Annotated in this window: 1 protein-coding gene; it reads left to right on the forward strand. The window is 60.8% G+C overall.

Annotation, left to right across the window (positions count from 1 at the left end):
- Nucleotides 1-1,868: immunoglobulin-like domain-containing protein (locus AC1RGE_RS32025; RefSeq protein ID WP_492585715.1), on the forward strand; the 1,868-nt coding region annotated here is incomplete at both ends.

Raw genomic sequence — 1,868 nt, forward strand, 5'->3', positions numbered from 1 at the left:
TCGTCCGGTAGCGTGAATTTCACCGCTCCAAACGATGCATTGGCTGGTGGCAGTTCGCTCAGCACGACCATTACCAAGGCGGACGGCGGCAACTACGAGAAGCTGGAAATCAGCGACAAGCCGGCTGAAACCAGCGTTACCGATACCCCGGACACCACTACCCTGAGCCTGAGCGCGACCGAGTCCGTGGCCGAAGGCGGCTCCATCGTCTACACCGCCACGTTGACCAATGCAGCCGGCACCCCGGTCACAGTGACCTTGAGCAATGGCGCGGTAATCACTATCGCCGCCGGCGCTACGTCCGGTACTACCACCGTCGCCGCTCCGGCTGACGACGTGTACAAAGACGCCGGCAAGGTCGAGGCAACGATCACCAAGGCCGAGGGCGGTAACTTCGAGAACCTGGAAACCAATCCAGCGCCAGCGGTGACTGATGTCACTGACACCATCGACACTTCGACTGTCAGCCTGACCGCAACACCAAGCGTCGCCGAAGGCGGCACTGTGGTGTACACCGCCTCCGTGACTGCGCCAGTGACCGGTTCGCCGGTAGTCGTCACTCTGTCCAACGGCCAGACCATCACCATTCCAGTAGGCGAGTCGTCCGCCAGCGTCAACTTCACCGCGCCAAACGATGCGTTGGCGGGCGGTAGCTCCCTGAGTACCACCATTACCAAGGCCGACGGTGGCAACTACGAGAAGCTGGAAGTTAGCGACAAGCCTGCCGAGACCTCGGTCACCGATACTCCTGACACCACCACTCTGAGCCTGAGCGCTACCGAGTCCGTGGCCGAAGGCGGTTCGATCATCTACACCGCAACCCTGACCAACGCCGCTGGTACTCCGGTCACCGTGACCTTGAGCAATGGTGCCGTGATCACTATTGCTGCCGGTGCCACTTCGGGCACGGCAACCGTGGCCGCACCTGCCGATGACGTTTATAAGGACGCGGGCAAGGTCGAAGCCACCATCACCAAGGCCGAGGGCGGTAACTTCGAGAACCTGGAAACCAATCCAGCGCCAGCCGTGACTGATGTCACTGACACCATCGACACGTCGACTGTCAGTCTGACCGCAACACCAAGCGTGGCTGAGGGTGGCATTGTTGTTTACACCGCGTCGGTGACAGCGCCAGTGACCGGTTCGCCGGTAGTCGTCACTCTGTCCAACGGGCAGACCATCACCATTCCAGTAGGTGAGTCGTCTGGCAGCGTGAATTTCACTGCTCCCAACGATGCATTGGCGGGCGGCAGTTCGCTCAGCACCACCATTACCAAAGCCGACGGTGGTAACTACGAGAAACTGGAAGTCAGCGACAAGCCGGCTGAAACCTCCGTCACCGATACTCCTGACACCACCACTCTGAGCCTGAGCGCGACCGAGTCCGTGGCCGAAGGTGGTTCGATTGTCTACACCGCGACCCTGACCAATGCTGCGGGTACGCCTGTTACTGTCACGCTCTCTAACGGCGCGGTGATCACCATCGCCGCTGGCGCCACTTCCGGTACTGCCACCGTCGCGGCCCCGGCGGATGACGTCTACAAAGATGCAGGCAAGGTTGAAGCCACCATTACCAAGGCCGAAGGCGGCAACTTCGAGAATCTGGAGACCAATCCAGCTCCAGCAGTCACCGACGTGACTGACACCATCGACACTTCGACGGTCAGTCTGACTGCAACACCAAGCGTCGCCGAAGGCGGCACTGTGGTGTACACCGCCTCCGTGACTGCGCCAGTGACCGGTTCGCCGGTAGTCGTCACTCTGTCCAACGGTCAGACCATCACCATTCCAGTGGGTGAGTCGTCCGCCAGCGTGAACTTCACTGCGCCCAACGATGCTCTGGCTGGTGGTAGTTCCCTGAGCACCAC

The organism is Pseudomonas sp. GW823-FHT02C05 (genome assembly GCF_058797595.1).